Genomic DNA, 6,225 nt, shown 5'->3' with positions numbered 1-6,225 from the left:
GGCGCAGCGCGCGCTCCCCGGTGTTGTTCGTGAACGGCACCCAGCCGGGGAAGTCGGCGAAGCGCAGCACCTCATCAGCCCGGTCCCGCAGCCGTTCCAGCAGGTTACGAGCCGGCGACTGTTTCCGGCCGGGCGCTCGGGGATGCAGCGACAGCCCGACCGCGATCCCCTGATGGAAGGATTCAAGGTAGACCCGCGCCCGCTCGGGCGGAATCTCAGCCAGCCCCTTCTCACGGGCCTTGACCGCCTGCTTGTTCAACTCGGCCAGCGCCCACCGGATCTGCGCCGGCCACCGCTGACCGGGATGATCCTCGACCGCAGCGGTCAGCTCCCTGACCAGATGCGCCCCGCACAGTTGGTGACGAGCGTGCGGGTAGCCGTCATACAGCGACAGCGAATCGTGCACCAGCACCCCGCGGAACTCGGGCAGGACGCCGAGGGAGTTGGCGCCCTGGCGGGAGCGTTCGCCCAGGCCGAGCAAGGTCAAGGTGTTCGTGCAGGCCACGTGCAGCCAACGGCGCGCCGCCCCGATCCGGGTGGTGGTCTCATCGACGTGCAGCACATGCGTGAGCCTCAGCAGCGCGCGGATCACCTTGATGCTGCCCGCGACCAGCGTGGCGGCCTCGGCCAGGATCGACGACACCCAGCCGGGCGAGACCCGGGCTCCGGTGACGTCGGCGATCAGCTGAGCGCAGCGCTCCACCGGCACGTGCTGAAACACCAGCAGATAAGCGGCCAGTGCGCGCAGGTTCGGCCCGTACGACGACGGCGCACCCGCCACCTGCCCGGGCATGTCCGCGCCGGTGACAGCGCCGCACCCGCCGCACCGGCAGCGATGCGCCCGATGCTCGGTCACCGTCACGGTGACCAGGGGAATGTCACGCACCTGCCGGCGCGAGTAGCCGACACTGTCGGTGGACGACAGCGCTTTGCCGCATCCGCCGCAGGCGGCCGGGAGGTGGTCCTCCACCTCGTCCGGGACCTCGGCCATGGCCAGGCCGCTGCCCGGAGCACCGGGCTGGCGGCCCCGTGTCCGCCCGCTCTTGACCAGCGGCTGCTTCTCCGGACGGACGAAGGTGTCGCTGGACGGCGGTAACGAAGAGTTCCCCGAATTGCGGTTCTGCCGGCGTTCCAGCTCGGCAACCCGGGCGGTCAGCCGCTCCACCGTCGCTTCCAACTGCGCGATCGTCTCGCGCTGAGCCTCGATCGTGGCCATCTGCCGGACCACCAGCGATGCCAGCTCGTCATACGACGGACGGCGCTCCGGGGTCTTCGGCACCCAAAGATCATCGCACCTCGCGGACAGCCCTCACGCCAGCAAGACCGAGACCTACTGAATGCCTACAAGTAAAGGGCGTACAGAAGATGCAGCAATCATCACACATGAGCTCGCAAACCTACGACTGACAAAGATACCTTTCGCCCCAGCAGTCATCAATTGCCTGCACCACCAGCCTCTCGGGCGACGGCGACTTGGAATCAGTTATTTGACCACGTTCTGTAAGTCGAATACCTATAATTCGCTTTCCTATTCCTTTTGCTAGATCAGCCCGGTTTCCAGGAGCCGCCGATCGACGAGCCTCCAGCGACCAGCCCTTCTCCATGAGCCTTCGAAAGACTCGGTCGCTTGTCATCGATTCAGGAAGATCAATCAAGAGGAAAGCGCCATTTGCAGACGAATCACAGCCATGCTCTTCTGTCATGTTGAAAGGCTTCTCTCCAGCACGTAGCGCATCCTGGATCGCTCTCTTGAGCATCACATGCTCCTTGGATGCAGCCTCAAGACACTGGGCCTTTTCGAGGCTGCTCACCGGCCCTCCGCAGCTCACTCCAAAGGCTAAGATAATGCTGACGAGCGCTGGAGGACCGATTCTCCCGCTATACCTCTCACCAACCGAACGACGCCACTGCTCCCACCACTTCATATGAACCATTCTCCAGACGGGCGAAATGAATTTCCGCAGCGACATCGAGTCGAACGCCTCTTTGAAAAGTGGCACCCACTATTTGGCCGCCAGATGGCGCGGCTCCGCTAGGCGCGGGGTAGCCGAAATCCAGCCCTATAGCGAAGCTATAGTAGAAAAAGTTCGAGGCCCAGCCCCCTGTACTTCCGGTACACGGCCCTGTCATGCAAGCCAGATCAATCTCTGCCTGCTTCAGGTCCTTCTCAGTCAGTATCGGCATCGAGCCGAAAGCTCCAGGCTTATTGGCTGGCTCATTTTCGCAACTAAAGCCTCCATCACCATAGTCTTTGTCACATAGGTTCTTCTCGGCAATGCCATACAAGTGCTGCATCACCTGGTCGAATCCGTAGTTACTTATCATTTTCTGCAGCTTCTTCTTATGCTTAACGCCGTACTGGCGAGCCATTGCATTGATTGCCAAATCTGCCTTTGTATCCCCAGGACTGTCTTGCTTGCTGTACTTTTCGTGGTTCGCGGCGGCGTCTTCTGCAAACCCTGGACCCCACTGGACGGTAAGCATCACCTGCCAGATGAAGTGACGGATCGCGCTACGCTTTTGTTCATCTCGGCCGTCTGGCAGCATATCGTATGCAAATACGGCTACCTTCTTGGAAACGCGCCAAGCCCCCACACACCAGCCGGCACCGTACTTGGCATGGCATGCCAATCCTTCATTCGTAGTACTATCAGCCAAATCTGAACCTTCAAATTCACGCTCGCGGTACACTGGATGATCAGGACCCTTACTGACCTGACCTCCTGCCGCGTGAGCCCAGCTAGAAGCCCGACCTCTAGAAGGTTGTTCATCAGCGTTGGCATTGAGCCTACCACACGAGCCATTCTTCGCTTGCAGGATGATGCTACAGAGGCGTTCGGCAGCATTTCCTTTCCAGTCGGCATTGTTAACAGGGCTGGCGTTTGCATAGGTATAGCGGTTGGACTGAACAGAAGGGCTCGGGTCGAGGGTGGCGGTGTCGCGACTGGTGAATGTACCGGTGCCGGGCTGATACCAGCGGGCATGCATATTCACCTTGCCGGTGTCCGGGTCCGTGTATTCACTCTGGTATCCGAGGCTGGCCTTCTGGCCTGTTTCAGCGCTGATCTCGCCGAACGGATCATAAGCAGTAGAGCTGACGAGTGCCGTGCCAGTGAAGGTGCCGACCAGGTCGCCGTGGAGGTCATTGAACGCTGCCACCGCCGGGTTGGCGTCCTCTTGTAGACCCAGCAGGGCGCCGAAGGAGTCTCGGGCATACTTGGCTTGAACAGAGCCGTTTACGCTGATCGCGGCCAGATCGTTGCCGGGTCCCGCATAGGCGAAGATCTGGCTGGTGGTCCCGCTGATGCGGCGGGTGACGCGGTCGAAGGCGTCGTAGCTGTACAGGTTTTCGCGGTCCGCTATGAGGCGGTCGAAGGCATCGAACGTGAGTTGGGTCGTGACACCGTTCTTGCTTTCACTGGCAAGAGTGCCGCGCGGCGTATAGGTGTAGTCGGTACCGTCGCCGGAGGTCAGGCGGTTGCGTTCGTCGTAGGTGAACATCTTATTGCCGGCGGCGTCCCACTCGTAGGCGGTAGTCGTGCCGTTGGGCGCCGTCCAGGAGGTGAGCCGGTTGGCGTGGTCGTAGCCGTAGGTGTTCATACCTGACCCAGCCAAGCCGGATGTGGTCTTGGTGGTCAGGTTGTCGTCGAGGTCCCAGCCATAAGTGATCTTCGCCAGCTCGCTGCCGGAGCCACTCTTCAAGGTTTGGGACGTGGCGCGGCCCATGTTGTCGTAGCTGATGGAGTGGGTGTTGACCGGGTTCGCGGAGGTCAGACTGGTGACACGGTTGGCCTTGTCGTAGCCGTAGGTCCAGGTACGGCCCGTGACCGGGTCGGTCGCGGTGGCGGCGCGGTTGGCGTTGTCCCAGGTGAAGTTCGCGGTGCCGGCGGCGTCCACGCGCTGGGTGAGGTTCCCGTTGGCGTCGTAGGCCATGGTGATGGGCTGGCCCGACGGCGACGCCATCTTGGTGAGGAGGCCGCGGTCGTTGTACTCGAGCGTGTAGTCACCCGCCGTCGTCAGGCGGTCGGCGGGGTCGTAGCCGAAGGTGCGCTCGGCGGTGGCCGCGCCGCCGCCTGCGCCGCTCTCCTGGGTGAGGCGGCCGAGATGGTCGTACGTGCGGTCAATGCGGACGCCGCCCGGCTGCAGGATCGTCGTGTTGTTGCCGGCCTGGTCGTAGCCATAGGTCCAGGTACGGTCGGCCTCGCTCGGATGCTGGGTGGTCGCCGGTTCGATGACGCGCTCGACAAGGCCCAAGCTGTTGTAAGCGGTCCAGGTGGTGTTGCCGCGGCCGTCGATCAGGCGGGTCCGGGCGCCGGAGGCATCGTAGCCGAAGCGCGTGACGATCTCTTCGTTCGCCTTGACCGGTTCGGTGAGGCTGGTGAGCCGGTTGAGCGCGTCGTACGCGTGGCGGATGGTGTGCTGCTCGGCGGAGGTCTCGCTGATCACGTTGCCGGCCGGGTCGTAGCCGAGGCCGACCGTGCGAAGGGTGGTGCCGGAGCTGTTGAGGTCCTTGACCTCGATGGGGCGACCGGCCAGGTCGTAGCTGGTGGCGGTGGCGTTGAGCGTGGCGTCACGCACCTGCAGCAGCCGGCCCGCCAGGTCATAGGTGTTGGTGGTGGTGTTGTTGGCGGGGTCGGTCGTCGAGGTGACCTCTCCGGCGGCGTTGACCACGAACGAGGTGGTCTTGTTACCGGGGGCGACCGCCTTGGTCAGGATGCCGGCGTCGTTGTAGGTGTACGTGGTGGTGAAGGCCGCGTTGGTCGGCCTGCGCTCGATCTCGGTCTCGGTGATCTTACGGCCGAGGTCATCGTAGGTGGCCTGAATGCGGGCGCCGGTGGGGTCCACGGCTGCCATTTGTTCGCCTACGAGGTTGTACTCCGCGACTGAAACGCCGCCCGGTCCCGATGGGCCTGGGTCGGTCGTGCGTACCAGGTTGCCGAGGGCGTCGTACTCGAAGGTGGTGTCGTGGCCGCGCGGGTCGGTGGTCTTGGTAAGACGCCCTGCCGGGTCGTACTGATGGGTGATCTGTGGTGTGAGCGCTGTGCCGCCCGGCGGGGTGTAGGCGGGGGACTTCACCGTCACGACTCGGCCGTCCTTGTCGTAGGCCGTGGTGACAGTGCGGCCTTCCGCATCCACCTGGTGCGTCTGGTTGCCGGACGTGTCGTAGCCCGAGCGGACGATCGGCCTCGCGCTCGCGGCTTCCGTACCCGCCTTCTCGATCTGAACAGCCGGCGCCTTGGCCTCGATGAGGCGGCCGAGCGCGTCATAACGGTTGTCGACGGTGAAGTCCGCCGCTGTCGCGCCGTCCGTGTTGCCTCGTGGATCGGTCACCGCCGTGACCAGGCCGCGGTCGTCCACGGTCCACGTGGTGATGAGGTCCTGGTTTCCGTTCTCGACCGTCTGACGTGTCTTGACGCCCGCGGCGTTGTAGGCGTAGCTGATGATCTCTTGGCGGGTGCTGCCGGCGCCTGTGCGGGTCTCCTTCGTCGTGTTGTCGTTGGCGTCGTACTCGAACACGGTTCGCCGGTTAAGCGAGCTGGGGTCGAGGGTGGTGGAGGCGAGCCTGCCGGCCGCGTCGTACTCGTAGTCGGCACGGGTGACGCCGCCGCCCGTGACCTTGCGCGTGAGGTTGCCCGCGGCGTCATAGGTGTTCGCCTCCAGGATGACGTCCCTGGGAGTGGTCGAACCGTTGAGCTTGACATCGTCCGCGATGACCTGCGAGAGCCGGTTGTCGTTGAAGTAGGTGTAGGAGGTTTTGCGGCCCATCGCGTCGGTGGTGGCCGCGAGACGGCCCCCGGCGTCGTAGGAGCGTGATTCCAGCACGATCTCGGTGGCCGGTTTCGGGTTGACGGGGCTGCCCGTCCAGTTCTTGAGGGTGCGGGTAGCCAGTTCTCCGCGCTTGGTATAGGTGTGGCCGAAGATCGAGCCCATTTCGTCGGTGATCGTGTCGACCAGGCCGAGGTTGTTCCAGGTGCTGCGGGCAACTCCCCCCTCGGGGCCCGTGCTGGTCTCCCCGTTGCCGTGGGCGTCGTAGGTGTACGTGGTGGTGCGATCGGGGTCGCCACCCGTGCGGTCGGCGACGGTCTCGCTCAGCTTGTTGCCGTCCGGGTCGTAGGTGTAGCGGATCTGAGCCGTATGCGTGACGTCGGTGATCTCGTTGGTCACCCCTGGCCCCGTTTGGGTCAGTGGCCTGCCGAGGCGATCGTAGGTGAAGGTGGTCTTCTG

General features: G+C 63.6%; 3 protein-coding genes. All 3 read right to left on the bottom strand.

The window, feature by feature from the left end; translation table 11 throughout:
- Positions 1–1,279 (bottom strand): IS66 family transposase (gene tnpC / locus OUY22_RS35150; RefSeq protein WP_270159630.1); only part of this gene is annotated, 1,279 nt, incomplete at its 3' end.
- Positions 1,280–1,397: 118 nt separating this feature from the next.
- Positions 1,398–1,811, bottom strand: coding sequence for a hypothetical protein (locus OUY22_RS35145; protein ID WP_270159629.1), 414 nt, complete (start codon positions 1,809–1,811; stop codon positions 1,398–1,400).
- Between the two features lie 76 nt (positions 1,812–1,887).
- A complete protein-coding gene (locus OUY22_RS35140; RefSeq protein ID WP_270159628.1) occupies positions 1,888–6,165 on the bottom strand; it encodes an RHS repeat domain-containing protein in 4,278 nt (1,425 codons plus the stop codon).
- Positions 6,166–6,225: the final 60 nt, after the last annotated feature.

The sequence above is a fragment of the Nonomuraea corallina genome (genome assembly GCF_027620315.1).
Classification (GTDB): domain Bacteria; phylum Actinomycetota; class Actinomycetes; order Streptosporangiales; family Streptosporangiaceae; genus Nonomuraea; species Nonomuraea corallina.
This window is presented reverse-complemented; position numbering and strand designations above follow the sequence as displayed.